Source organism: Bacillus pumilus (assembly GCF_003431975.1).
GTDB lineage: Bacteria > Bacillota > Bacilli > Bacillales > Bacillaceae > Bacillus > Bacillus pumilus_N.
The window spans coordinates 3,652,112-3,678,817 of the sequence record NZ_CP027116.1 but is presented as its reverse complement, the minus strand read 5'-3'; the positions used below and the strand labels follow the sequence as shown (position 1 = coordinate 3,678,817).

The 26,706-nt window shown below is 42.1% G+C and carries 25 protein-coding genes; 18 read left to right on the top strand and 7 right to left on the bottom strand.

Annotated elements, in window-relative coordinates:
- Positions 1 to 71: 71 nt before the first annotated feature.
- From C5695_RS19095 to C5695_RS19085, 3 genes are all read right to left on the bottom strand, one after another.
- Positions 72 to 737: a glycosyltransferase family protein gene (locus tag C5695_RS19095; RefSeq protein ID WP_117732524.1), complete on the bottom strand. Its 666-nt coding sequence runs from the start codon at positions 735 to 737 to the stop codon at positions 72 to 74.
- A complete protein-coding gene (locus C5695_RS19090) occupies positions 730 to 1,419 on the bottom strand; it encodes a class I SAM-dependent methyltransferase (protein WP_117732522.1) in 690 nt (229 codons plus the stop codon). The genes C5695_RS19095 and C5695_RS19090 overlap by 8 nt, the downstream gene beginning before the upstream one ends.
- A 300-nt stretch (positions 1,420 to 1,719) precedes the next feature.
- The gene (locus C5695_RS19085; protein ID WP_117732520.1) at positions 1,720 to 1,860 is read right to left on the bottom strand and encodes an anti-repressor SinI family protein; all 141 of its coding nucleotides are present in this window, start codon (positions 1,858 to 1,860) and stop codon (positions 1,720 to 1,722) included.
- A 457-nt stretch (positions 1,861 to 2,317) separates the two neighbouring features.
- Here C5695_RS19085 and C5695_RS19080 point away from each other — a divergent pair, with 457 nt between their 5' ends.
- Positions 2,318 to 2,701 carry a GtrA family protein gene (locus C5695_RS19080; protein WP_012011676.1) on the top strand — a complete coding sequence of 128 codons (384 nt, stop codon included), beginning with the start codon at positions 2,318 to 2,320 and terminating at the stop codon, positions 2,699 to 2,701.
- A gap of 27 nt (positions 2,702 to 2,728) precedes the next feature.
- Positions 2,729 to 2,986: a hypothetical protein gene (locus tag C5695_RS19075; protein WP_117732518.1), complete on the top strand. Its 258-nt coding sequence runs from the start codon at positions 2,729 to 2,731 to the stop codon at positions 2,984 to 2,986.
- Positions 2,987 to 3,020: 34 nt separating this feature from the next.
- On the opposite strand, the gene C5695_RS19070 is transcribed toward C5695_RS19075, so the two are convergent.
- Positions 3,021 to 3,866, bottom strand: coding sequence for an AraC family transcriptional regulator (locus C5695_RS19070; RefSeq protein WP_117732516.1), 846 nt, complete (start codon positions 3,864 to 3,866; stop codon positions 3,021 to 3,023).
- A 181-nt stretch (positions 3,867 to 4,047) separates the two neighbouring features.
- Between C5695_RS19070 and C5695_RS19065 the strand changes: the two genes are divergently transcribed.
- From C5695_RS19065 to C5695_RS19025, 9 genes are all read left to right on the top strand, one after another.
- Positions 4,048 to 5,226: a galactokinase gene (locus tag C5695_RS19065; protein ID WP_410369223.1), complete on the top strand. Its 1,179-nt coding sequence runs from the start codon at positions 4,048 to 4,050 to the stop codon at positions 5,224 to 5,226.
- A complete protein-coding gene (gene galE / locus C5695_RS19060) occupies positions 5,226 to 6,218 on the top strand; it encodes a UDP-glucose 4-epimerase GalE (protein ID WP_117732512.1) in 993 nt (330 codons plus the stop codon). The genes C5695_RS19065 and galE overlap by 1 nt, the downstream gene beginning before the upstream one ends.
- A 34-nt stretch (positions 6,219 to 6,252) precedes the next feature.
- Positions 6,253 to 7,773 carry a UDP-glucose--hexose-1-phosphate uridylyltransferase gene (gene galT, locus C5695_RS19055; RefSeq protein WP_117732510.1) on the top strand — a complete coding sequence of 507 codons (1,521 nt, stop codon included), beginning with the start codon at positions 6,253 to 6,255 and terminating at the stop codon, positions 7,771 to 7,773.
- Positions 7,774 to 7,777: 4 nt separating this feature from the next.
- Positions 7,778 to 8,860 carry a M24 family metallopeptidase gene (locus C5695_RS19050; RefSeq protein WP_117732508.1) on the top strand — a complete coding sequence of 361 codons (1,083 nt, stop codon included), beginning with the start codon at positions 7,778 to 7,780 and terminating at the stop codon, positions 8,858 to 8,860.
- A 514-nt stretch (positions 8,861 to 9,374) separates the two neighbouring features.
- On the top strand, positions 9,375 to 10,331 hold the full coding sequence (qoxA, locus tag C5695_RS19045) for a cytochrome aa3 quinol oxidase subunit II (RefSeq protein WP_117733211.1): 957 nt from the start codon (positions 9,375 to 9,377) through the stop codon (positions 10,329 to 10,331).
- Between the two features lie 27 nt (positions 10,332 to 10,358).
- Positions 10,359 to 12,317 carry a cytochrome aa3 quinol oxidase subunit I gene (gene qoxB / locus C5695_RS19040; protein ID WP_003215069.1) on the top strand — a complete coding sequence of 653 codons (1,959 nt, stop codon included), beginning with the start codon at positions 10,359 to 10,361 and terminating at the stop codon, positions 12,315 to 12,317.
- Positions 12,317 to 12,934, top strand: coding sequence for a cytochrome aa3 quinol oxidase subunit III (gene qoxC / locus C5695_RS19035; RefSeq protein ID WP_007497820.1), 618 nt, complete (start codon positions 12,317 to 12,319; stop codon positions 12,932 to 12,934). Before qoxB ends, qoxC begins: the two co-directional genes overlap by 1 nt.
- 1 nt (position 12,935) lies before the next feature.
- The gene (gene qoxD / locus C5695_RS19030; RefSeq protein ID WP_117732506.1) at positions 12,936 to 13,316 is read left to right on the top strand and encodes a cytochrome aa3 quinol oxidase subunit IV; all 381 of its coding nucleotides are present in this window, start codon (positions 12,936 to 12,938) and stop codon (positions 13,314 to 13,316) included.
- 104 nt (positions 13,317 to 13,420) lie between these two features.
- A complete protein-coding gene (locus C5695_RS19025; protein WP_117728482.1) occupies positions 13,421 to 14,776 on the top strand; it encodes an IS1182 family transposase in 1,356 nt (451 codons plus the stop codon).
- Positions 14,777 to 14,925: 149 nt separating this feature from the next.
- Here C5695_RS19025 and C5695_RS19020 read toward each other — a convergent pair whose 3' ends face one another.
- A complete protein-coding gene (locus C5695_RS19020; RefSeq protein ID WP_003215279.1) occupies positions 14,926 to 15,192 on the bottom strand; it encodes a spore morphogenesis/germination protein YwcE in 267 nt (88 codons plus the stop codon).
- Positions 15,193 to 15,668: 476 nt separating this feature from the next.
- Between C5695_RS19020 and C5695_RS19015 the strand changes: the two genes are divergently transcribed.
- From C5695_RS19015 to C5695_RS19005, 3 genes are all read left to right on the top strand, one after another.
- Positions 15,669 to 16,880: an FtsW/RodA/SpoVE family cell cycle protein gene (locus C5695_RS19015; RefSeq protein ID WP_117732504.1), complete on the top strand. Its 1,212-nt coding sequence runs from the start codon at positions 15,669 to 15,671 to the stop codon at positions 16,878 to 16,880.
- Positions 16,881 to 17,188: 308 nt separating this feature from the next.
- Entirely contained in the window at positions 17,189 to 17,938 is a 750-nt protein-coding gene (gene nfsA / locus C5695_RS19010) for an oxygen-insensitive NADPH nitroreductase (RefSeq protein ID WP_117732502.1), read from the top strand.
- Between the two features lie 56 nt (positions 17,939 to 17,994).
- Positions 17,995 to 18,996, top strand: a complete 1,002-nt coding sequence (locus C5695_RS19005; protein WP_117732500.1) for an LLM class flavin-dependent oxidoreductase — start codon at positions 17,995 to 17,997, stop codon at positions 18,994 to 18,996.
- Positions 18,997 to 19,007: 11 nt separating this feature from the next.
- Here the strand turns inward: C5695_RS19005 and C5695_RS19000 are convergent, their stop codons facing one another.
- Both C5695_RS19000 and C5695_RS18995 read right to left on the bottom strand, forming a co-directional pair.
- Positions 19,008 to 19,235, bottom strand: coding sequence for a hypothetical protein (locus tag C5695_RS19000; RefSeq protein ID WP_117733209.1), 228 nt, complete (start codon positions 19,233 to 19,235; stop codon positions 19,008 to 19,010).
- Between the two features lie 81 nt (positions 19,236 to 19,316).
- Positions 19,317 to 21,743 (bottom strand): S8 family peptidase, encoded by a 2,427-nt coding sequence (locus C5695_RS18995; protein ID WP_117732498.1) that lies wholly within the window; start codon positions 21,741 to 21,743, stop codon positions 19,317 to 19,319.
- Positions 21,744 to 22,243: 500 nt separating this feature from the next.
- Between C5695_RS18995 and C5695_RS18990 the strand changes: the two genes are divergently transcribed.
- The 4 genes from C5695_RS18990 to C5695_RS18975 all read left to right on the top strand — a co-directional run bounded on the left by C5695_RS18990 (position 22,244) and on the right by C5695_RS18975 (position 26,530).
- The gene (locus tag C5695_RS18990) at positions 22,244 to 22,522 is read left to right on the top strand and encodes a hypothetical protein (RefSeq protein WP_117732496.1); all 279 of its coding nucleotides are present in this window, start codon (positions 22,244 to 22,246) and stop codon (positions 22,520 to 22,522) included.
- Between the two features lie 52 nt (positions 22,523 to 22,574).
- Positions 22,575 to 23,408 (top strand): PRD domain-containing protein, encoded by an 834-nt coding sequence (locus tag C5695_RS18985; protein WP_117732494.1) that lies wholly within the window; start codon positions 22,575 to 22,577, stop codon positions 23,406 to 23,408.
- Positions 23,409 to 23,664: 256 nt separating this feature from the next.
- Positions 23,665 to 25,053 carry a sucrose-specific PTS transporter subunit IIBC gene (locus C5695_RS18980; protein WP_117732492.1) on the top strand — a complete coding sequence of 463 codons (1,389 nt, stop codon included), beginning with the start codon at positions 23,665 to 23,667 and terminating at the stop codon, positions 25,051 to 25,053.
- Between the two features lie 19 nt (positions 25,054 to 25,072).
- Positions 25,073 to 26,530 carry a sucrose-6-phosphate hydrolase gene (locus C5695_RS18975; RefSeq protein ID WP_117732490.1) on the top strand — a complete coding sequence of 486 codons (1,458 nt, stop codon included), beginning with the start codon at positions 25,073 to 25,075 and terminating at the stop codon, positions 26,528 to 26,530.
- The last annotated feature ends 176 nt before the right edge of the window (positions 26,531 to 26,706 follow it).

Sequence of the window (26,706 nt, the reverse complement as noted above, 5' to 3'; positions counted from 1 at the left end):
CCAATGCATATGAGACGATCTGGTTGTTTATGACAGTATATCATAAAAAAGGAACCCGAAAAGGGTGCTTTCTATCGATAATTTGAAAGAAATGTTTGTCTCGCTTTTTCATATGCTTCGCCATCAAAATGATCTCCGCATTTGTGGATACACCAAGGCTCTTCTTGCTTTGCAATCCCAACCTTATAGCCCTGCTGGACGAATTCTAAGGACTGCGAAACATCATAAAAATGAAAACCATCAAAGAGATCCTCACGCCATTTCACATCATACTGTGTCGCCATGAAAAGACCATCAATCGCCGAAGCGTTGATATAATCTTGTGCTACTGGATGCTGGCCTCTTTCAAACGAAAGCAGCTGATAGGTGTCGTGACGATATTCAATGACTTTCCCCCTGCAATCAGCACTCTCCCACCAAATCCCATTGTCAGGCACGCTTTCAGCTCCTATGACCCCAACCATACCGAGTGTTGGATGCTGTAAAAAAAGCGGAATCAGCTCAAGCAGCATTTGCTGTTTGACAATCAATGTATCTTGATGAAGATAAATTTTAAATTGAGCTGGATGGCTGCTGGCTTCATTATAAGCAGAGGTCATACTTGATGCATGTCTAATCGGCAACACCTCCACATGATATCCATGTGGAGCAGGAAGTGAAGCGAGCTGCCGAAAGCATGCCTGAAACATCGATTCATCATTTACACATAAAACAAACAGGATGGTGGAGTTACTCATGTAACTGAACCGCCTCAACCACATACTGATAAGCGGTAGCGGCCTCGTGAAAATCAGAACGAATACCATGCTTCACGAGTAATTCATGTAAATCACTCATCACGCTCGCGTAGGAAGGATGCTGTACGCGAATGGTTTCAAGCTCGCGAATACGAAAGCCTGCTGAATGAAAGAGTGCATGAATTTCGTGAAGGGTGAAGAAACGTAAATGTGTTTGATCCATTAAACCTGCATCTGTATAGGTGAATCTGCCGGCAAGTAATTCTAAAAGGGTTGATATGTGACCGATATTCGGAATAGAAGACAGGATAGCTCCTTCTTTTTTAAGGAAGGGTTTGACCTTCTTTAAAACGGCCCACGGGTCCAATAAATGTTCAAGGACGTCTCCGAAAATGATGCAGTCAAATTGTTCATGTTCATAAGGGAGAGTCATCTGTTCAATATTTCCGCATAAAACATGATCCAGCTCTTGCTCAGCCTCTTTTGCTGCATCTTTAAATGATTCAATACCATAAATGGTCCTGCCCTTTTGTTTCAGGACTTTTCCAAGCTTGCCTGTGCCGCATCCGATATCCAATAAAGACGTCCAATCCTCACGAATACGGTTGACGATGACCGGGTTCACGCCATGATAATACTGATCCTTTTTTTGGTGATAATAGGAAAGGGAATCTGAACTCACGCTCTACCCACCTTTCTGCTTTCTCGTTGCTTTCATGCTTAATATATGGGTGGGCAGCTTGGTTTTATAACGAGAGAAGGACAATTTTCATGAATGATGGTGAAAAAGGGATCATATAAAGAACGGGAAACGGCCTGTCCTCCTATTATAGAAAGACAGAACCCCATGAGTGGGAGGGATTGGTATGAAGAGGTGTTCAATTATTGTAGCGTATCGTCATGAAAGGATGTGTAAATGGTCAATTGATAAGTCAGAACTTTAGCCAAAGCAGTCTGAAAGACAAAGGATAACGGCGTTGAATTACGGTTTGTTTATCATCTTCTGATCACCGTTGGATGTTAAAAAAGCTTGTATTTCTTCGATGCTTAGTCCAATTTTTTTCGCTTCCTGAATCAAATAAACCCACTCTTCGTCAACTCTTCTTTTCACTTGCGTATCCATAATATCCTCCAGTTCAATAAGACATATTCATCTGCAACCAATGACTTGAACAAACCGTCTAGTAACTGTACGTGTGGATGAAAACAGCGCAAAATAGATTTTTGTCGAAAAATGATGACATTTAACCTATTTTGTAAAATCTATCACCTACCACGTTCCTAAAAAAATGACTAAAAAACCCATAATTATTGATTTCTTACTTCTAATAATAAACAATTGTAAAGTCAGTTAAAAGATTATAAATTAAAATAATGATAAAGACCTAAAACATTTGACTCATATAAACCAATTAGGTTGACATTTGCCATCGGGTAGAACAAATTTCATCTGTGCAGGACGTACATATTGTTCGTTTGGGAAGTTCTTCTCAAGATGGTATTCTAAAAGAAACAGAAACCACCAAGAAGGAATGAAGAAAGACATGTATAGCCTTTTTCAAAAGTATCAAGAAGTTGTTATGTATCTTGTGATGGGAGTGTGTACAACCATTGTCAACATAGTCAGCTTCTACTTATTCGTTGAGATGTTTTCCATGGATTATAAAACAGCTACAGTTGTTTCATGGGTATTTGCTGTTCTCTTTGCTTATATCACCAATAAGAAGTATGTCTTCAAGCAAAAGGCTCGTGATACGAAAAGCCTCATGCGTGAACTTTCTTCATTTTTTAGTGTCCGTCTCATGTCTCTAGGTGTAGATCTGGGGCTGATGATTTTATTTGTGAGCCAAATGGCGCTCAATGAAACTGTCGCAAAAATTCTTGTCAACTTTGTGATTGTAGTCGTGAATTATGTCGCCAGTAAATGGTTCGTCTTCAAGAAAACAAAAGAAGATGCGATTTAACACATGAAAAAAGATAGGTGATGTGAAATGAGCAGCAGGCCAGACGAATTATATGATGTCATATATCAACAAACAGAAAAGCAGCATGAACAAGTGCTGAGGCTAGTCAAAGAAATGACTGCGCATCCAGAAGCGTTTTCGGAACAAGAAAAGGAAAAGATCAACCGAATGGACATTGCGCTTCAAACGGCAACGGACATTTTAGAAAACTTAATGACCCCTGACATGCAAATGACCATTGTTTTAAGACAAGGGAGAATTCATGTTGACCTAACGAAAGCGTAAAAGAAGCAGCCAATTGTTAAGCGGCTGCTTTTTATTATGCATCGCTTGTTTCCCGCAGTTGCTTTGGAGACATGCCGATCTTCTTTCGAAAGACTTTATTCAAGTAATTCGCATTTCGGTAGCCGCACTGTATGGCGATTTCTTCAATCGAGTATTTCGTTGTTTTCAGTAACGTTTCCGCCTTTTCTAACCGGATATTGGTTAAATAGTGAATAGGTGTGAAGCCAGTGGCCTTTTTGAATTCCCTCGTAAAATGACTTTTGGATAAACGTGCCGCAGCTGCCATATCGTCCGGGCCGATTTCCTCGTGAAAATGATGGCTGGCAAACAAGGCTGCTTGAACGATAGGCTCAGGCCATTTCTCCATTTGTCCCTCAAGCTTTGGCAAATATGAATACAGTTCCATGACAAATTGATAAGCAAGGCTAGACCCCTCAAATGGATTGGTAATCCGTCTTTCACTGGCTTCATCATAAATTTTCTTCAGCAGGCGGATCGGTCTGGAATTTGGATGAAAACGCATGACCTGCTTTCCTTGGTCTATAAATTGGTCAAAGCAAAGGTCGCAGGCTTCCCCATAAAGCGTCAAATAGAGGAATTCCCAATGCTCACTGTCCTCTGGAAAATAATATTGATAGGCACTTGGACTTTTCACGAGAAAAGCCTGCCCCGGCAAAACTTTGAATCGTTTTTCCCCGATTTCGATCATGCCGTGTCCACTCAGTGTGAGCTGAAAGATGCACTTGCCCTGATCCTTCCGCTCCACGCCATTCCAGCTATATAACGAAGATGATTGAACTTCCCAGCCAACAGACCATATTTGCGCCGGCAATGTCACATCAGAATGGTGAAAACGAAATGCAAATGCTTCTTTCTTCAAATTGGAAACCCTCCTTCACAGCAAAAAACAACCTTTTTCTATTTAGAATCATGCTACACCTCATAACACATCGTACCACTCACAGCAAAAAAAGGGTATTTTTTAACGGTTTTTTTACCATTGAACTGACACTGTAGAGCCAACTAAAATAAAAGTATCAGAAGAGAAAAGGGGAATGGATATGATCGATACGTTACGCGCGGCTTTTCACCAGCAATTTGGAGAAAGAGAGGAACTTCGCTATTTTTTTGCCCCAGGAAGAGTGAACCTGATTGGTGAACATACAGATTACAATGGAGGCCATGTGTTTCCATGTGCGCTTACTCTCGGAACGTATGCTGTTTGTGCAAAGCGTTCAGATGGCCGCGTGAGAATGTATTCCTTGAACTTTGAGGACGATGGTGTGAAAGAATTCAACCTTTTTGAAATCGTTTACGCAGAATCAGACGGCTGGGCGAATTATCCGAAGGGTGTGTTCAAGCAGTTTATAAACGCAGGGATGAAGATAGAAGACGGCTTTGACATTGTGTACGGCGGCAATATTCCAAATGGCGCAGGTCTGTCCTCCTCTGCCTCTATAGAGCTTGTTACCGCTGTTCTCATCAATGAGTGGCATTCATTCAGTGTTTCACATGCCCATCTTGCCCTCCTTTCACAGCGTGCAGAAAATGAATTTATTGGCGTCAATTGTGGGATTATGGATCAGTTTTCGATTGCTCTTGGAAAAGAAGATCACGCCATTTTGCTCAATTGTGACACCCTTGCCTTTGAATACAGTCCGTTCTGGCAAGAGGGACTCGCACTTGTCATCGCCAATACAAACAAAAAGCGGACACTGGCTGATTCCAAATACAATGAGCGCCGGTCAGAGTGTCAATCTGCTTTAAATGATCTTCGAAAAGACATTGACATTACCCACCTATGTGAGCTCACTGTGGATGAATTTGAAGGGCATGCCCACTTGATAGAAGATGACATATGCCGCAAACGTGCAAGACATGTCGTGACGGAAAACGAGCGGACGATGAAAGCAGTAAATTTTCTGAAAGATGATAAAATGGAAGAACTAGGCGCCCTCATGAAGGCTTCTCACCTTTCTTTAAAGAATGATTATGAAGTGACAGGAAAAGAATTAGATGCACTAGCAGAAGCGGCTTGGCGTCACCCCGGGACAATTGGTTCCCGTATGACGGGTGCAGGCTTTGGCGGATGCACGATCAGCATTGTGAAAGAAGAGATGCTGGCGTCATTTATAGAAGAAACTGGTGCGATGTATCAAGAGAAAACAGGCATTCAAGCCTCTTTTTACACAGCTGGAATTGGAGGAGGCGCAAGAGAACTCACGAAGGAGGAAGTGTAATGACAATTTTAGTTTGTGGAGGAGCAGGGTACATAGGCAGTCATGCGGTAGCGGCTCTTTTAGCGAAAGGCGAACGAGTAGTGGTATTGGATAATTTGCAGACAGGCCACAAAGAGGCTGTTTTGGAAGGGGCTGTTTTAGAGGAAGGAGATTTACGGGATCACGCCTTTTTAAGACAGGTTTTCAACGCGCATCAAATAGAAGCGGTCATGCACTTTGCGGCAGATTCACTTGTCGGGGAGAGTGTAACAGATCCGCTCAAGTATTATGACAACAACGTAGGCGGCGCAACAGCTTTACTGCAGGTAATGAATGAATTTGATGTGAAACGCATCGTTTTCTCTTCAACTGCTGCTGTGTATGGTGAACCAAAACGTGTACCGATCGTTGAAACGGATGAAACGAGCCCAACGAATCCTTATGGAGAAACGAAACTAGCGATTGAAAAAATGCTGAAGTGGTCTGAGCAAGCATATGGCTTAGAATACGTGGTGCTTCGCTATTTTAATGTAGCTGGTGCCCATACAGAAGGACTTGTCGGAGAGGATCATCAGCCTGAGACGCATCTCATTCCAATTATTCTGCAAGTTGCTTTAGGAAAAAGAGATCAAATCATGATTTACGGTGATGATTATGAGACAGAGGATGGCACGTGTATTAGAGATTACATTCATGTGATGGACTTAGTAGAGGCGCACATCTTAGCCGTTGATCGCCTGCGTGCTGGAAAAGGCAGTGCGACATACAACTTAGGAAATGGAACAGGTTTCTCCGTAAAGCAGGTCGTAGAAGCCGTCAGAAAAGTCACGGGGCATGCCATCCCAGCGCAAGTGGCAAAAAGACGCGCAGGAGACCCAGCCAAGCTAATTGCTTCTTCTGAAAAGGCGCTGCAAGAATTGGGATGGGCACCTCAATATGCTGACCTTCACACAATCATTCAAAGCGCGTGGGATTGGTTTCAGAAGCATCCAGATGGCTATCAAAGTGAATAAAACGTAACAGCTGGCAAGAGAGGGGACAGAGGGAATGGCGATTGATATTTTTGAAAAGGTGGAACAGCTGATTCAATACGGGATCGATAAAGAGCTGATCACAACACTAGATATCGAATATACGAGAAATCGACTGCTTGAGGTGCTCGGGCTTGATGACGCTGAAGCAAGAACCGTCTCAGGAGAAGAAAACCTTGAAGACATCTTAATGCCAATGCTCGATTGGGCTGTAGAAACAGGTCTGATCCCTGAGGGGACAGATACGTATCATGATTTATTAGATGCAAAAATCATGGGCTGCTTGGTGGCGCCTCCAAGTGTCATCTATGCGAAGTTCGAGGATAAACGCCAGCATGAAGGACCGAAGGCAGCTACAAGCTGGTTCTATGAGATGCAGCAAAATGCACACTACATTCATACAGGCAGGATCGCCAAAAATGTACAGTGGTTTACACCAACAGAAGATGGTGTGCTAGAGATCACCATTAATCTATCAAAGCCAGAAAAGGACCCAAAAGCTATCGCTGAAGCGAAAAAGCTTAGTCAAAAGCAATACCCTCTTTGTCTCCTTTGTAAAGAAAACGTTGGGTTTGAGGGGCGGATTAATCATCCAGCGAGACAGAATCACCGGATTATTCCAGTAACACTCTCAGATGAATCGTGGTTTCTGCAATTTTCACCCTATGTGTATTACAACGAGCACTGTATTGTGTTCAAAGGCGAACATGAACCAATGAGCATCACCAAAAAGACCTTTGAGCGACTGCTTTCCTTCATATCTATATACCCGCACTATTTCATCGGGTCAAACGCCGATCTTCCGATTGTCGGAGGCAGTATATTAAGCCATGACCATTTTCAGGGTGGTGCGCATGAATTTCCGATGGCAAAAGCCGAGATGGAAGAGGTCTTCTCTCTCGACGCCTTTCCGAATGTGCAAGCTGGCATTGTGAAATGGCCGATGTCTGTGATCCGCCTTCGAAGCAGCGAACCGCTTGCACTCGCAGAGGCAGCAAACTTTATCTTAAATGAGTGGAAATCGTACTCAGATGAAGAAGTGGAGCTGATCGCTTATACAGGAGAGACTCCGCATAATACGATTACACCTATTGCGCGGCGCCACGGGGATAGCTATGAATTAGATTTAGTGCTGCGGAATAACCGTACAGATAAGCAGCACCCGGACGGCATTTTCCACCCGCACAAAGAAGTCCACCATATTAAAAAAGAGAATATCGGATTAATTGAAGTCATGGGCCTTGCTGTCCTTCCTGGTAGATTAGCAGAGGAATTAAGCCAATTAAAAGAGGCGTTGCTATCGGAAAACCCTCTTGAAGAAATCAATGCGTGTCCTGAGATTAGGAAACACGCCATATGGGCAAAACGACTGCTTGAAGAGAACAGTTTTACAGAGGAGAACACCGAAACCATTTTACAACAAGAAATTGGCTCTGTTTTTTCTCGAATTCTCTCACAGGCAGGTGTGTTTAAAAGAACTGAGCAAGGGAAAACAGCTTTTAACCGTTTCATTCAAACACTTCAAACAGGCAGGTGATTAGATGATTGAACAAGTAAGAGGGCTAATGGAAGAAAAGCAGCTTGATGGTGTTTTGATTCAAAAGCGAAATAATTTTTCTTGGCTGACAGGCGGAAGAAGGAATCACATTGTGTTAAATACGCCAGATGGTGTGTGCCAGCTGCTCGTGTTAAAAGACGACCTCATTCTCATTGTGAATCAAATGGAAGAAAAGCGGATCATTGAAGAAGAAATGGCGTACGTCGATCATCCGTTTCAAGTGGTCACAATGGATTGGTATGAGGATGAGACCCCATACATTCAAGAACTCACAAAAGGTAAACGAATTGGGACGGATATTCAAATGGATGGATTTGAATGGATCGAACCGGATTTGTCGCATGTTCGCTCAATCCTAACTGCTTCACAGCTCAGACAATATGAAATGCTCTGTCATGAAACAGCAGTTATTGTAGAAAGTGTCTGTCAAGAAATCGTTCCAGGGCAGACCGAGCACGAAATTGCTTCGCTTGTTGCTCAAAGAGCCATTGCACAAGGGATGACGATAGAGGTTCTGCTAGTAGCAACGGATGACCGTATTCATCAATACCGACACCCGATTCCAACAGAGAAAGCACTTCAAAAGCATGCGCTTGTTGTACTCTGCGCAGAGCGGAACGGGCTCGTAGCGAATGTGACAAGGTCTGTGTACTTTGGGCAGCTTCCGAAGGAGCTTGAAGAGAACAAAGAGCGGCTGGCACGAATTGATACGGTCATGAATGCTGCTACGCGACCTGGTAAGACATTAGGAGATGTACTGAAAGCAGGTATTGCTCAGTATGAAAAAGAGGGATTCCCTGATAGCTGGAAAAAGCTTCATCAAGGGGGAAAGACAGGGTTTGTATCCAGGGAAATCATTGCCGTTCCCTCATCGAAGGAAGACATTCAGCTACATCAAGTGTTTACATGGAACCCTTCATTGCCTGGACTGAAATCAGAGGATACGATCGTTGTAGAAAAAGAGGGAAACCGCTTTTTAACGTATACAGGCAAGTGGACGTACATCGACATTGAACATGAAGGAGAAATTTATAGACGACCTGATATCTTAGTGAGAGATGAATAATGCAGAGTGCCGGCGCTGAGCCGGTTTTTTGCTGGAATTCTTTAGCGGGATTCCACTTATTCAGCATCATTACCAATTCTTACAGCGCATAGGCTGAGGATCGGTACTTTCTTTTCTGGTGAACTTGCGTTAAAATGAGTAAGGTTTTTGTTAAATGTGGGATACCTATTTTGAAATTGTTTATCTAGATAAAATTTCATTAAGTTAAATTGAAATTTGAACAAACTTTTTTATTGTGGTAAACCTAAATTTGACAAAGTTTTTGATTGTTTGTCCTTTGCCTTCAACTCTCAACTTTTCAAAATCCTAGAAATTTATTGTGTGTGCAATAATATAAATTTATGTCGAATTTATGACATTTTAATAGAAATCTGTTGAAAAATAAATGAACTTTTGAAAAAAGGGAAGCTAACTCTAACAGATTTTGATAGCATTACAAAGGGAAGAAAAGTTTTCGAAGGCAGATGGCTTTTCACAATTATTCAGCAATTTATACATTATCTAAGGAAGGATGGTGATCTTCTTGTTCAGAGCCATTAAACCTATGCTTTTATTAGCGATGCTCGTGAGTGTTTTTGTATTAGGAGGTTGCAGCAATATCGCTGTTTTAGATCCTAAAGGACCTGTCGCAGCACAACAAAAAGACTTAATCCTTTTATCCATTGGATTTATGCTCTTTATCGTTGGAGCGGTATTTGTACTGTTTACCATCATTTTGGTTAAATACCGTGAGCGTAAGGACGTTGGAAACGCCTCTTATAACCCAGAACTACACGGGAATACGCTTCTAGAAGTTGTCTGGACAGTGATCCCAATATTAATCGTTGCTGCCCTTTCGGTTCCAACTGTAAAAACAATTTACTCTTTGGAAGAGGCGCCTCAAGCAACAAGCCATAAAGATCCACTTGTCGTTTATGCTACAGCAGTTGATTGGAAATGGATCTTTAGCTATCCAGAGGAGAATATTGAAACAGTGAACTACTTAAACATTCCAAAAAATCAGCCGATTTTATTCAAAATCACTTCCGCTGATACAATGGCATCACTATGGATTCCTCAGCTAGGCGGGGAGAAGTATGCGATGGCTGGAATGGAGATGGAACAATATCTTCAAGCTGATGAAGTCGGCACATACGAAGGAAGAAACGCCAACTTCACAGGCGAGGGCTTTGCTCAGCAAAAATTCAAAGTCAATGCGATGACGCAGTCTGACTATGATAAATGGGTAAACAAAACGAAAAAAGAAGCACCAAAGTTAACGAAGAAAACGTATGACTACTTGATGCTTCCTGATGCTGCAGATGTGCAGACATTCTCATCAACACATTTATCCTTTGCGAAGCATGGAGAGGATTCTGAATACGCACTCCAAGCACGCAAACGTTTAGGTTATCAATCAGTTTCTCCACATTCGAAAACAGATCCTTTCGAGAATGTGAAGAACTATAAAAGAAAACTAGAGAATGAATAAACTGACTAAGGAAAGGAGGAGGCCGTTATGCATTTGAAATGGGATGAGTTTTTTGTAACTGGAGACCCATTAATTCTTGGTGCGCAAATTTCTATCGCTCTTACTTCCATTGCCATCGTGTTTGTTTTAACCTACTTTAAAAAGTGGAAATGGCTTTGGAAAGAATGGCTAACATCAGTTGATCATAAAAAGCTTGGGATTATGTATATCCTTGCTGCTGTGATCATGTTCTTCCGCGGTGGGGTAGACGGACTGATGATGCGCGCGCAGCTGGCGCTTCCTAATAATACGTTTTTAGATTCCAACCACTATAATGAAATTTTCACAACGCATGGTACGATCATGATTCTATTCATGGCGATGCCATTTTTAATTGGTTTAATCAACGTCGTTGTTCCTCTTCAAATTGGTGCACGTGACGTTGCATTCCCTTATTTGAACAACCTTAGCTTCTGGACATTCATGGTCGGAGCGATGCTGTTCAACATTTCCTTCGTTATTGGAGGATCACCAAGTGCAGGCTGGACGAGTTACATGCCGCTCGCCGGAAATGATTTCTCACCAGGTCCTGGACAGAACTACTACTTGCTCGGGCTCCAAATTGCAGGTATTGGTACACTTATGACAGGTATTAACTTCATGGTGACCATCTTAAAAATGCGTACAAAAGGTATGACGCTTATGCGTATGCCAATGTTTACATGGACAACATTGATCACGTCTGTCATCATCGTATTCGCATTCCCTGTATTAACAGTTGCTTTAGCACTTATGACATTTGATCGTTTATTCGGTTCTGCATTCTTTACACTCGAAGCAGGCGGTATGCCAATGCTTTGGGCGAACCTTTTCTGGATTTGGGGACATCCTGAGGTATATATCGTAATCCTGCCGGCTTTCGGTATTTTCTCAGAAATTTTTGCGACGTTCTCAAGAAAACAGCTGTTTGGTTACAAAGCGATGGTTGTATCGATTGTGGCAATCTCTGTTCTTAGTTTCCTTGTGTGGGTTCACCACTTCTTTACAATGGGGAATAGTGCAGCGGTTAACTCATTCTTCTCGATTACTACAATGGCGATTTCTGTACCAACAGGTGTAAAAATCTTTAACTGGCTCTTTACAATGTATCGAGGCCGTATCAGCTTTACTTCACCAATGCTTTGGGCACTTGGTTTCATCCCGAACTTCGTTATCGGTGGTGTCACTGGGGTTATGCTTGCGATGGCAGCTGCGGATTATCAGTACCATAACACGTACTTCCTTGTATCCCACTTCCACTATGTATTAATCGCAGGTACTGTCTTTGCTTGTTTTGCTGGACTTGTTTTCTGGTATCCAAAAATGTTTGGTTACAAGTTAAACGAAAGAATCGGCAAATGGTTCTTCTGGGTATTTATGATCGGATTTAACATCTGTTTCTTCCCGCAGTACTTCTTAGGACTGCAAGGAATGCCAAGACGTATTTATACGTATGGACCAGAAGATGGCTGGACTGCACTAAACTTTATCTCAACAATTGGTGCATTTATGATGGGTGTCGGATTCATCATCCTTTGCTACAACATTTACTATAGCTGGAGACATGCAAAACGTGAAGTGTCTGGAGACAGCTGGGGAGAAGGACGTACACTTGACTGGGCGACATCTTCTGCAATTCCGCCGCATTATAACTTTGCAGCACTTCCAGAAGTGACAACACCAGATGCATTCCATCATTGGAAGCAAAACAATGTAGACGTTCATCCTGAAAAAGAATTCAAGAAAATTCACATGCCGCACAATTCAGGCAGACCACTTATCATGTCTGCATTCTTCGGACTTGGTGCATTCGGTCTTGTATTTGAATGGTACTGGATTGGCGTTATTGGCTTAATCGGTGTATTCGCAACGATGATTTTACGTTCATTCGAATACGACGATGGCTACTATATTCCTGTTGAAGAAGTGATTGAAACAGAGAAAAAGAATAAGGAGGCGCAGAAGTAATGGGACATAATGATAGCAGCTATGCAAATGCACCGCTTGAATATCAGTCTGAAACAGGACGTTTAAACATCCTTGGTTTCTGGATATTCCTTGGCGCGGAAATCGTGTTATTCTCAACACTTTTTGCGACCTACTTTGTTCTTCATGGCAGAACAGCTGGTGGCGTTTTACCAGCTGAGCTGTTTGATATGAAACTTGTATTGATCATGACATTCCTGCTATTGGTTAGTTCATTCACATGTGGGATTGCCGTTCATGAAATGCGCCGTGGAAGTACAAAAGGGGTTGTCATTTGGACGATTCTAACACTGCTTCTAGGCGCAGGCTTCGTTGGCTTTGAGATTTTTGAGTTCTTCCATTATGTGCATGAGGGTGCGAGCATTCATACAAGTGCGTATTGGTCTGCATTCTTTGTACTCTTAGGAACTCACGGATTACACGTATCGATCGGTATCTTCTGGATTACCGGGGTCTTGTTCCAAATTAAAAAACGTGGATTAACTCCACAAACAGCAGCGAAGATTTTTATCTCAAGTCTATACTGGCATTTCCTTGATGTTGTATGGATTTTCATCTTCACAGCTGTTTACTTGATCGGATTAGGGGGGCTTTTGTGATATGGCTGGAAAAACACATTCCTCAGCAGAGCACGAACACTTCCCTTGGAAACACGTAGTTGGCTTCATCCTATCCATTGTGCTAACAGTCTTAGCATTTTGGATTGCCATTGGAGCTGAAATTGGCAGTTCCGCAAAACTATGGATTATCTTTGGTTTTGCATTTATTCAAGCGTTCTTGCAGCTATTCATGTTTATGCACATGACAGAAAGCGAGAACGGAACTGTTCAAGTCGGAAATACATTGTTTGGTCTGTTCTGTGCGATTATCTTCGTTATCGGATCTGTTTGGATCTTTGCGGCTCACTACAGCCACGGAGAGAACAGTAAAGATGGTTATTCACCATCTGCACCAAAGCACTCGGAGCATTCAGAGAAATAATAAAAAACCACTCATCTTTAAGGTGAGTGGTTTCAGCTTGTAGACAAAGTCTACAAGCTTTTTTGTATAATAAGGGTAATAACACAAGTCTGTGGGGGATGAACATGTTATCCAAACGTGAAGAAGAAAGACGAAACCAATTAGAAGTAGTGGCTTTAGATGAATTAGTGCCTCAAGATCATCTTGTACGGAAAATAGATCAAGCAATCGATTTTGACTTCATTTATGATCTTGTCAAAGATCATTATAGTTCCGACAATGGTAGACCAAGTGTTGATCCTGTTGTTCTCATTAAGATGGTCTTAATCCAATATCTATTTGGTATTCGCTCTATGCGTCAAACCATTAAAGAAATTGAAACTAACGTGGCTTATCGTTGGTTTATTGGATATGGGTTTTCGGAGAAAATCCCGCACTTTTCTACCTTCGGTAAAAACTACGTGAGACGCTTCCACGATACAGATTTATTTGAACAAATTTTTTATCGAATCTTAAGAGAAGCGATGAAAAAAGGGTTTGTTGACCCTTCAATTGCCTTCATTGATTCCACTCATGTCAAGGCGAATGCCAATAAGAAGAAACTTGAAAAGAAAGTCGTTCGAGTAGAGACGAGAAGTTATCAAAATCAGCTCCATGAGGAGATCAATATTGATCGTGAAGAACATGGAAAAAAGCCCTTACCCCTACAGAATAAAGAAGAAACAAAAGAAGTTAAAGTTAGCACGACTGACCCAGAAAGTGGCTACTATGTAAAGGATGAACGTGAAAAGTCATTTGCTTATTCATTTCATACAGCTTGTGATTCAAAAGGATTTATTTTAGGCTCGTTGGTCACAGGCGGAAATGTTCATGATAGTCGTATGTTGGATTCACTCGTATCAGAGGTATCAGAGAAAGTCGGAAAACCAAATGTAGTCGCAGTAGATGCGGGATATAAAACACCTTATCTCGCTAAGTTTTTAATGGATCAAGAGATAAGACCTGTCATGCCTTACACTCGTCCAAGAACAAAAGCTGGTTATTTGAAAAAGAGTGAATACGTATATGATGCATATTTTGATTGTTACATTTGCCCCAACGGGCAAATTCTCTCTTATCGTACAACGACTAGAGAAGGCTATAAGCAATATGCGTCTGATTCAGAGATATGTAAGTCCTGCTCATATTTAGATAAATGTACACAAAGTCAAAATCACACCAAACAAATTCATCGGCATATTTGGCAGGACTATCTAGATGAAGCAGACCATCTGAGACTGACACAAATGAATAAAGACATTTATGCAAAACGGAAAGAAACAATAGAACGCGTTTTTGCGGATGCAAAAGAAAAGCATGGTATGCGTTGGACGAAACTTCGTGGACTCAAAAAAGTTTCAATGCAGGCGATGCTTACTTTCGCTGCCATGAATCTCAAAAAGCTAGCAAACTGGACATGGAAAGGACCATGTCCAGCGTAAAACACATGATGTTTTTATCAAAAAAATGTGAAAACCCCACTTTTACTTGAAGTAAAGGTGGGGTTTGTCTACGGTCTGAAACCACTCATCTTTAAGGTGAGTGGTTTTTATCATAGCGTTGATAACGCTTCCATTAGGGGGAGCGTAATTTATCTGGTGCTGCTAAATCTTTTGCGAATGAATGGAAGTCCATAAATGAGGAACGCTGCAATGTGTGCCAAAATCACGTTAATGGCAAAGAATGCGATCATGAAGGTATGTCCTGCTGGAGATAAACTGCTTGTCATGTAAAGACCGAAGAAAATCCACATAATCATAATAGGTGGAATTGAAGCTAGTGCAATTTTTCTGTTTTCAAGCCATAAAAACAGGGGTGTAGCCGTTGCAATACATAGGTACGCAAAGAACATATCCATCGTATCCAACTCCTTTGTAAGTTGATGTTCAAATCAAATGAGAGGTCAGGATGCAATTGTGTCTGTTTTTAGGAGATAATGTGAACATTTTGTTACAAGTATTATACCACAATTGACTTTGAAGTAAACGCAATAATTGGAAAATGGGCCTTATTCCGTAAAAAACGGTTTTTTTCTTTTTCCCTCCGTATACCGTACACTGGCACGATATTGCTTGTCATATCGCCACATAGGTCATTGAATTTTCCCCTTAAAATCTGTAAAATAATCTTTTTAAAGGACTCATGATCGGTTGCTTGATAAGCGTGTAGAGGAATATTTTCCTATTGTTAGGATGAAAAGTATTTCATTTTTTGAAAATTGATTGGAACCTTTCGGCAGTATCTTCCGTCATATTTAAGGTGAGTTGCTTTTGTGAAAATTTCAATCTAATATAAATAAGGGCTTTTATGTTTTGTAATAAGGGTGGTTAGTTCATGAACAAGCAGAATACATCTCCTTACTATCAAGGGGATTTGATTTTTATATTTTTCGCCTTCTTTGCCATCAGTGTCATTGCGATATATGCTGCGGGTCAGTTTGGGCAGTATGGAACTAATGCATGGACGAGGCAGATTATTTACTACATGGTCGGGGTCATATGTATTGTAGCCATTAATTATTTTGACTTAGAGCAATTAGAAAAACTGAGCTTATATATTTTTATAGGCGGCATTTTGCTGTTAATTTTTCTGAAAATCGCTCCTGCACAAATCGGAGGTCATGATTTTGCCCCAATTAAAAATGGTGCAAAAAGCTGGTTTGTGATACCGGGGGTTGGGACACTTCAGCCTTCAGAGTTCATGAAAATAGGTTTGATTATGATGCTCGCATCTGTCATTGGAAAATCAAGCCCTAGAGGAAAACGGACATTAGAAGATGATATCTTCCTTCTATTAAAAATTGCCGGAGTGGCAGCTGTCCCAGTTGGACTGATCTTCTTACAGGATGCAGGGACGGCAGCTGTCTGTATGTTTATTGTGGTCGTGATGGTGTTTTTATCAGGAGTCAATTGGAAATTGATCTCTCTCATTGGTTCCGTGGTTGTGCTTTTAATTGCCGCTGTGTTAGCCGTGATCATTCTCTTCCCTGATGTTGCGAAAACAATCGGTATTCAGCAGTATCAGATTAACCGGATTACTGCTTGGCTGCCTGATCAATCTACGTCAGCCAACCAAGCGCAGACACAGGATGCTTCTGGGTCTGATAAATATCAAGTAGACCAAGCCATTATGGCCATTGGTGCTGGACAGATTTTTGGGAATGGGGTTAAAAACTTAAAAGTCTATGTTCCTGAAGCACAAACAGATATGATTTTCTCGATTATAGGAGAAGCCTTTGGCTTTGTCGGCTGTGCGTTTGTTGTGATCATGTTCTTCTTCTTGATCTACCGGCTTGTCGTGCTGATCGATCGCATCCATCCATATAGCCGATTTGCATCATTCTTCTGTGTTGGATATACAGCACTGATTGTGATTCATACGTTCCAGAACATTGGGATGAACATAGGTGTAATGCCTGTAACAGGGATTCCGCTCCTGTTTATCAGCTTCGGAGGCAGCTCCGTCTTATCTGTTCTCATTGGTTTCGGAATCGCTTATAACGCAAGTGTTCAATTAACGAAATATCAAAGCTATTTATTTAAATAAAAAAGTAAGGGCAGTCTAAGAATAGACTGCCTCAGATTGTTGACAAAGGGCTAAAATGATCTTTATTTTAGTCCTTTGTCTTCTTTTCAGCGTGATAGAAAACCTTTGCAGTCTAGGAAGGACGAGCACTGGCGCGGAGCGAATTTGACATTCGTGAGCACCAGCGCACAGGACTGACACCGAATGCGAGGGTTTGTCTACACGCTGGGGCAGTCTAAGAATAGACTGTCTTTTTTCATATGAGTTTTTATTTTTGAAAAGCCATATGTCTTTGTCTTATGATAGTAGAAGTGAAGGAGGTCTTCGAATTGAATAAAACAATAGAAACGATATTAAATCATCGGTCCATCCGTTCGTTTACAGACGAGCGTTTGTCCGAAGAAGAGGTACTGACACTCATCAAAAGTGCACAGGCTGCTTCGACATCAAGCTATGTACAGGCGTACAGTATGATTGGTGTCACAGATCAGAAGAAGAAGGCCAAGCTTGCGGAACTGGCTGGGAATCAGCCATACGTTGAGAAGAATGGGCATTTCTTTGTCTTCTGTGCAGACTTGAAACGCCATGATGATATTGCAAAAAAAGCAGGGAAAAATCATCAGGAGGCGCTTGAGAATACGGAAGCCTTTCTCATTAGCGTCATTGATGCGGCGCTGGCTGCGCAAAATATGAGTGTAGCCGCAGAATCAATGGGGTTTGGGATCTGCTACATTGGCGGTCTGCGTAATCAACTGAGAGAAGTCTCTGAATTACTTGAAACGCCATCTTATGTGCTGCCGTTGTTTGGTCTGGTTGTCGGACATCCAGCCAGTCAATCGTCACAAAAGGAACGTCTGCCAGTTGAACTTATTTATCATGAAAATTCATATCAGCAAGATGAAGCGCATGTGGATCGTTATTTAAAGGAATACGATGATCGCATTTCCTCGTATTATGAAGAACGAACAAACGGTGAAAGAAAAGATACTTGGTCCGAGCAGATGCTTCGCGGCTTTAGCCAGCCAAAGCGTGCCTTCCTTGGAGAATTTGTCAAAGAGAAGGGCTTTAATCGAAAATAAATAAGGAATCCCCCTTTCGATTGAGAGAGGGGGCTTTCTGTAAGAGGTGTAGCACGATGAAATTAAGCATACTGGATCAATCTCCGTTGATCGGAGAGGCAACACCTGCTGAGGCATTGAAGCAAACAGTTGAATTGGCAAAGCAGGCAGAGAAGTGGGGCTATCACCGATTTTGGGTATCAGAGCATCACTTTTCAAATCGGCTTGCAGGATCGAGTCCAGAGGTGCTTCTTGGCCATTTATCAGCCGTTACATCACACATACGTATTGGCTCAGGCGGTGTGATGCTGCCTCACTATAGCGCCTATAAAGTAGCAGAGAACTTCAGGGTTCTAGAAGCACTGTCTCCTGGCAGAATCGATCTTGGCATTGGACGTGCTCCCGGTGGTATGCCGATCTCCTCCATTGCCCTTCATAACGGTGAACGAAAACGTCTAGGTGATCAATATCCTGAGCAGGTAGAAGAGTTGAAGGTCTATTTACATGACCTAGCGGATGAATTTTACCCGCTGCCTCATTTAACCGCTTCTCCGAAGGTAGAGACTGCACCAGAGGTATGGATGCTTGGTTCCTCTGGAGAGAGTGCGAGGCTAGCGGCGAAAGCAGGTGCAGGCTATACGTTTGCTCTCTTTATCAATGGCGAAGGCGGAGAAGACTCAGTAGCGCAGTATATCAACCGCTTTGAACCTTCAGCATTCGGTGCTGAGCCGCGCGTCAGTGTGGCAGTTTTCGTGTTATGTGCTGAAACAGAGGAGCACGCAGAAAAACTGGCAGTTAGCTTAGATTTATCTCTGCTTGCCAATGAACAGGGGCAAAACCTTAGGGGCTTTCCTTCATATGAAGCCGCACAAGCTTATTCCTACAGTCCATATGAACAAAAACGAGTGGCTGCCAATCGTCAAAGGATGGTGGTTGGAACGCCATCTTCTGTGAAAAAACAGCTGACGGCACTAGCGAAAGCGTATCGTACAAATGAAGTGATCGCTGTGACGATTACTCACCACATGCAAGACCGGCTCACATCGTATCGTTTATTAAAAGAAGCCTTTGATGCATAACGTATGTATGTTTATCGTCCGCGCAGCCAGTAAAAGGGGAAAATGAGCATCATGATGAACAAAAACGTGGCTGTCACCAGCAAACTAAGCGGGTAAATGAAGGATACATAGACCGTCAGCTCGCATGCTTGATGAAAAGGACGAGGATGTTTCGCATGTAAAAGGGTGAGAAAATACACCAAGGTGATCGTTAGAAAAAAAGCAGTAAAAAAAGAAACGATCCATAGCAATATCAACATCAATCTCTCTTTCCTCCATATATGATCGAAAAGCCTTGATGAGCATATTCGCTCAAGCAAGGCTTTTCTTGTGATTCACATTTATTCAGGGTAAATTTCGAAAGGTTCTTTCGTTTGAACAGTGTCTGATTTCCCTTTCAAACTTGCATAAGCCAGCATTGTATATTCACCAGACGCGAGCTTTTGGCCTTGATTGATCGTACCATTCCACTTCACTCGGTGCTCTCCTTTATCAACATGTTGATAAACTCCTGCTTCACCTAAATATTCTCCATCTGTCGAGTAAACGAGAAATGCAAGATTCTCAGCGCCGCCAGGCAGATAGCTGCTGATGACATAGCTTCCAGCACGGTTATCCGGCTCTACGGAAACCGAGGTGACGCGCGGGTAATCAGGCTCTTTAACAATCAATAAAGTTGGGATCTCTGTGACCTTTCTGCCATTTTCGCGAAGGGTGATGCTGCCTTGGTATGTTCCTTTTTTGGTTTTACCGTATTTCACCTGTACCGCAGACGTAAAGGACCCAGTTGAATTTCCTTTGACAGTGATTTTTTTCGTTCCGTTTGTACGAATGCCGCTGCCATCGAATTTGTAATCAATGGTATACGTTTTCGGTGCTTTTGAAAGGTTTTTTACCTTGAATTTCTTCGTTTTGATTTGAACGCCTTTTTCTTTCAAGAATGTGCCGTAAGAATAGCTGGCGTCAGAAACGATTGAAGACGCTTGGAGTGCTTCAATGATGCGAACACTGCCTGTCCCTTGAGTGTTATGAGGGAATGGGCTGCCGTTTGCGTCAAATAGTTTTTCTGCTGTATTCATTAGCAATGCTTTGATTTGTTCCGTTGAGTACGATGGTTTTGCTTGCTTAATGATTGCTGCAACTCCTGCCACATGCGGAGAAGCCATGCTTGTTCCTTGCTTAGAGCCATATCCGTAAGGCTGAGAAGGATCATGCGTTGGGATCGTACTCACAATACTCACACCAGGTGCTGATAAATCAGGTTTAATCATCCACGTATCCACAACTGGTCCGCGAGATGAGAAGTCAGCGACTTGCTCACTAAGTTCTTTGACAAATTGAATGGAGAAAGTTGTTGTATTGTTTCCAGCCTCAATAGCTTTGACAAGCGCCGTTCCTTCAGCTTTTGAAAGCTTAATGGTAGGAAGAGCAAGACCCGGTACATCAACTGGGATTTCTCCATCTGTGTTGTTATACATCACAACGCCGATTGCACCAGCAGCTTTTGCGTTGTCGACTTTATCAACAAAGGCGATGGCTCCTCGTTCAATCACGGCGACTTTTCCTTGAACATCAATGTTTTCAAATGCCTTTTCGTCACCGATACCTGCTTGAACGAGTGTGACTTGTTTTTGGTCAAGTGCTTTTAAATCACTCTCTTGGTAGTAGCCCATTACTTTTGCAGTAGAATAGTTCGGGAATTTCACATTGTAAAGGCTGTAAGGAAGCTGAGTTGCTCCGACTGAAATGGCATCTCTTGACGTACCGGGAGAACCAACTGTCCAGCTGTTCGGACCGCTGTTTCCATTCGATGTGACAGCGACAACCCCTTCAGACATGGCCCAATCAAGTGCGATGCTTGTTGCATAATCAGGGTTGTTGACACTGTTTCCAAGAGAGAGGTTCATGACATCTGCTCCGTCAGTAACCGCCCGGTCGATGCCTGCAAGAACGTTCTCAGTTGTCCCAGATCCGCCTGGTCCAAGTACGCGGTATGCAAGAAGTGTGGCATCCTTTGCAACACCTTTAATTTGTCCATTTGCCGCGATGGTCCCTGCGACGTGTGTACCGTGGTCTGTCGATTCGCCTCTAGGGTCTCCGTTAGGCGTCTCTTGCGGAGAATAATCGTTATCAACAAAATCATAGCCTTTGTATAAGCCGAAGTTTCCTTTTAAATCGGGGTGGGTATAGTCTACTCCAGTATCAATAACAGCGACCTTTACCCCTTTCCCAGAGTAGCCGGCATCCCAAGCTTTTGGTGCACCGATAAATGGAGCACTTTTATCCATAAGAGGGGAGACATCTTCATTTGGAAGCTGAACACTTTCCTTTTTCACTTCATCTGTTTTATATGTAACATCCGGATAAACAGCTTTTACTCCGTCCACTGCGAGCAGCTTCGGAATTTCGTTTGCAGGAAGTTTCATAGAGAAACCAGAGAAGACTTTTTCATATTCTTGACGAACACTCGCTTTATCTATTTCTTTGAGTGCTGCATTTTTTATTTTTGTTCGAGATTTTTTGAGGGAGGCCTTCGTTTGTGCTTTGCCTTTTTGCTTAGCTTCAACTAAGGATTTTTCCTTTAATTCAACAATGACAGTGGTATGTTTTCTAGAATTGACATTGATTTCACCGAAGATTTCTGCTTTTTCCAATTCCACCTGTTTGTTCGATGGAGCGGCAGCAGCCTGTTGACCTGTAAAGAATGTGGATAAAATAAAAATAGTGGAGAACAATAGAACAGAAGCACGAGAGATTACCTTTTTCATTAATTTTCCCCTTTCTAGCTGTGTTTTTAGGGAGATAGCCTTTCTTTTTGTGGATAAATAGGAAAGATTCACTGCCCGTTATTAAGTATTCAATACGATGAAAACAATTCCTTTACTAAAATGGTCTTATTTTACATAGTTACAAAGACCTATTTTGTTTATAAAGTCTCACTTATGCACAAATAGCTGTTGATAACTCAATTATTTAGATACATATATGGAAAATAAAAAAATCACATACACAAAATCTAGTAAAGGGATGTTGATATGTGGATAAACCCTGTTGATAAGGTGTGCTTATCTTTTGGATAGAGTGTGTATAAAATTTTTATTCAAACATCATTGTACGTGATGATCTTCTGCACTTTTCAACAAAACTTCTGAAAACTAGTTTGTTTTTTCACCCAGATTGTGACAAACCTCTCTGTTTTCTCGGGATATGATAGGATCAGTTGTTTTGCTAGAACTGATAGATTCTAAGAAAAGCGGAGGGATGTTCAGTGAAGAGCTTCAAAAACTGGTTGAGTGTGTGGTTTGGTTTTATGATGAATGTGCTTGTGAATCCTGGTGTGATGATGAAGCAGCAGCGTTTTCAAGCAGCCGCAGTGGATGATGGGTTCTTTCAAGTCGTGAAAGAGAGAGAGCTAGAGAAGCTGGTAGAAGAAAAGAAGAAGAAGCGCAGGACAGAAAAAGCGTTTCAGAAAAGCCTAATAATGCTCGATGAGAAGACGGCGAGAGAGGCGCGTGCTGGTCCGCTATTACCTTTACATGAGACTTGAAACAGGGTAAAATCCCACATAAGAAACGTTATCTGGTGGGAGAGGATACCCCTTGAAGATATATAAAATCTTGAATAACAATGCAGTGGTTGTGAAGGAAGGTGATCAGGAGAAAATTGTGATGGGGCCTGGAATTGCTTTTCAGAAGGGGAAAAATGACGTCGTTCCCGTTCAAAAAATAGAGAAAATCTTTGTTGTGCGTGAAGAAAATGAGAAATTCAAACAAATTCTTGCGACATTGCCAGAGGCGCATATTGAGGTGGCAGAGCATATCATCAGCTATGCAGAGGGAGAACTGATGATGCCACTCAGTGATCATATCCACATATCACTGACTGACCATTTATCCTTTGCCATTGAGCGTCTTCAAAAAGGCATTGTGCTCTATAATAAATTGCTTGGTGAGATCAAAGTCTTATATAAGCAGGAATATGATATTGGAAAGTATGCCATTCGTTATGTAAAGGATCGGCTTGGGGTTGAACTGCCGGACGATGAGGCAGGGTATGTGGCTCTTCATATTCATACGGCCAAAATGAATACGGAGTCTATGAAAAAGACCGTGAAATATACAACGATGATCAAAGAAATGGTTGAGCATATAGAAAGCTATTTTCAGCATTCAATTGATGAGGATAGTATTTCCTATCAGCGGCTTGTGACACATTTGAGGTATGCATTAGGCAGGTTGGAATCGAATGAGGCATTTCAAATCATGGACGATGATATGCTGAGTTTTATCCAAACAAAGTATGATTCGGCTTACCGGTGTGCACTTGGACTTGCTGATTTGTTAAAAAATGAATACGGACTTCATCTCCCTGAATCGGAGATCGGCTACATCACGCTGCATGTCCAGCGTCTGCAGGATGCCGAATTGGTTTAAAATGATGATGCCTGCATGCAGGCTTTTTTTTATGCACACTACTTTAATTAGTGTATATGGGTCCTTTGATTCGAAAAAAGAGGTTGACGCAGGTCACGCTCATATACTATGATGAAAGCGTAATCAAAATTCAATATGGTGGGATTGTGACTGTCAGGCAGGCAAGACCTAAAATTTGCGTAACGAGGGGACATATATGTCCTTTGCTCGTTGGTGAATTTTAGGTCTTTTTTGCTTTAAAAAAGGGGGAGACAACATGGATTATCAAAAAACAGCAAAAGAATTAACAACATTATTAGGTGGCAAAGAAAATGTCATCAGTGCTACGCATTGTGCCACACGACTCCGATTGGTGATGAAAGACGAGGCGTTGATTGATAAAGATGCCATTGAAGAACTTGAGGGTGTGAAGGGGGCCTTCTCAAGCTCGGGTCAATTCCAGATCATATTTGGAACAGGCTCTGTTAACAAAGTGTATGAGCCTTTTGCTCGTGAGACCGGTCTTGAGGCAGACGACGAGAATCAAAAACCTGTCAGCCATGATGAAGCGGTGAAACAAAAAATGAATCCCCTTGCACGTTTTGCCAAGACGTTATCAAATATTTTTGTACCGATCATTCCTGCAATTGTTGCGAGCGGTTTATTAATGGGACTACTAGGTATGATGAAAGCCTTCAAATGGGTTGACCCAAGCTCCGCGATCTTTCAAATGCTTGATATGTTCTCAAGCGCAGCCTTTATCATTTTACCGATTTTAATTGGGGTCAGTGCAGCGAAAGAGTTTGGTGGAAATCCTTATTTAGGAGCTGTAATTGGTGGGATCATGATTCACCCGAACCTGCTCAACCCGTGGGGCCTAACGGATGCGAAACCAGAATATATGCATCTATTCAATTTTGATATTGCCCTTCTTGGTTACCAAGGAACCGTCATTCCAGTCTTATTGACGGTATACATCATGTGTCTTGTTGAAAAGAATTTAAGAAAAGTGGTTCCGAACAGTATTGATTTACTTGTGACCCCGTTTGTGACGGTCATTGTGACTGGATTTGTGACATTTATTGCAGTCGGACCGCTTGGAAGAATGCTCGGTACAGGAATTTCGAATGCACTGACATTTATTTATGATCATGCAGGATTCTTAGCAGGACTCATTTTCGGAGGTGCCTACTCTCTCATTGTGCTGACAGGGGTTCATCATAGCTTCCATGCGATTGAAGCAGGGTTGCTGAATGATATTGGAAGGAACTATTTGCTGCCAATTTGGGCGATGTCCAATGTAGCACAAGGCGGGGCGGGATTGGCTGTCTTTTTCTTAGCGAAACGTGCGAAAACAAAAGAAATCGCACTTCCTGCAGCTTTTTCAGCTTTCCTAGGAATTACCGAGCCTGTCATATTCGGTGTCAACCTCCGCTATCGTAAACCGTTTATTGCTGCGATGATTGGAGGCGCTTTAGGCGGGGCATTTGTTGTCTTCACGAAGGTAGCAGCCAACGCTTATGGCTTAACGGGTATTCCGATGATTGCCATTGCAGCGCCATTCGGTTTACAAAATGTGGTAAATTATGTTATTGGTATGTTAATAGCTGTTGCTGTTTCATTTACTCTCACTATCATTTTTAAAGTAAAAGAAGTCGAAAAATAATCAAGGAGAGATCACAGTCATGACAACAATTGATGCAGCACTTCGTCAAAAGGTAGCAGAACGTATTCGAAACTATGAGCATTTGGTGAACAAAGATGTGTACCGCCAGCATTTTCATTTAATGCCGCCAGTCGGTCTTTTAAATGACCCGAATGGTTTAATTCAGTGGAATGGGGTGTACCATGTTTTTTATCAGTGGCAGCCATTCAAAACAGGACATGGCGCAAAATTTTGGGGACATTACACTTCGGTAGATCTAGTAAATTGGCAGCACGAGGAAGCCGCCCTTGCTCCAAGTGATTGGTTTGATCAAAACGGCTGTTATTCTGGCAGTGCATTCATAGACGATGGACATATGTATGTGATGTACACTGGAAACGTTCGCGATGAAGAAGGGAACCGTGAGACATATCAATGTTTAGCTGTTTCAGAGGATGGCATTCATTTTCAGAAAAAAGGTGTCGTGGCGACGCTGCCAGAAGGATTCACCGCTCATTTTCGTGATCCGAAAGTATGGAAGCGAAATGGCCAATGGTACATGGTTCTTGGTGCACAAAGTCTTGATCTGAAAGGGAATCTCGTCTTGTTTACCTCTGATACTTTAGACGGTTGGACGTTTCAAGGCATCATTGCAGGCAGTGGAAAAAATGGATTAGAGGATTTCGGCTATATGTGGGAATGTCCAGATCTATTTGAATTAGATGGCCGGGATGTATTGATTGTGTCACCGCAAGGACTCGAGCCGGAGGGCTTAAAATATCAGAATACCCATCAATCCGGCTATTTTGTTGGGAGATTAAATGATCATACCTATCAATATACACATGGAGCGTTTGAGGAGCTGGATCGCGGTTTTGACTTCTATGCGCAGCAAACCTTTTTAGACGAGTCAGGCAGACGTCTTTTAATTGGATGGATGGGAGTGCCTGATCAAGGAGAAGAGCATCATCCAACGATTTCATATCAATGGATTCACTGCCTCACGATCCCGAGAGAGCTCCATTTAGATGATGACGGACATCTGATTCAAAAGCCAGTCACTGAGCTCCAAGCACTGAGGAGTAATGAACAAGAGCATGTTTTCCATATCAAACGCTCCGTTCAATCTATTCCTATAGATGATATGACGAGCGCAGAGGTATTCATTGATCAAATTGACACACAAAAAGGGTTTGAATGCTGTATTCGTGCGGCAGCCCGTATCATTTATGATAAAGATGAGGGCAAACTGACATTAGAGCGAGATCGATTTGAAGATCGAACAAAAGAAGTTCGAGAAGTAGCAATAGAGGAATTACACGATCTTCATATCTTTATTGATGCATCGTCGATTGAGATTTTTGTAAATGGGGGCCGAGAAGTATTTACCGCACGTTACTTTCCTTCCCCGGGAAATAAATCAATCTCGATCAGTGGGAGAAATGAAACAAAGCTGAAACTGAAGACATGGCATTTACAAACAGAAGCAGGTCATTGATCTGCTTTTTTCTAGTGAATTCAGCCTGTATCTTAGGGTCTATATCATGTATATACAAGGGTGGCCGGATGCGGTTTGATGACGTTTTACATATATGATCATAAGTGGAATTATGGTATCATTTTAAAATATATACAGCTGAGGCTGACGTTTATCCAAATGCGATAGGACAAAAA